Annotated in this window: 1 pseudogene; it reads left to right on the top strand. The window is 65.4% G+C overall.

The features are described from left to right. Nucleotides 1–2 precede the first annotated feature (2 nt). Nucleotides 3–292, top strand: a pseudogene (locus L6D75_RS27225) (urocanate hydratase); the annotation flags it as partial.

Genomic DNA, 292 nt, shown 5'->3' with positions numbered 1-292 from the left:
AGCTGACGGCCAAAAGCTGGCTGACCGAAGCGCCGCTGCGCATGCTGATGAACAACCTCGACCCGCAGGTCGCCGAAAACCCCAAGGAACTGGTGGTGTACGGCGGCATCGGCCGCGCCGCGCGCAATTGGGCCTGCTACGACAAGATCGTCGAGAGCCTGACCCACCTCAACGACGACGAAACCCTGCTGGTGCAGTCGGGCAAGCCGGTCGGCGTGTTCAAGACCCACGCCAACGCCCCGCGCGTGCTGATCGCCAACTCCAACCTGGTGCCGCACTGGGCCAACTGGGA

Source organism: Pseudomonas faucium (assembly GCF_021602585.1).
Lineage (GTDB): Bacteria > Pseudomonadota > Gammaproteobacteria > Pseudomonadales > Pseudomonadaceae > Aquipseudomonas > Aquipseudomonas faucium.
Note: the sequence above shows the minus strand (reverse complement) of the source record. Positions and strands in the feature narration are given on the sequence as shown.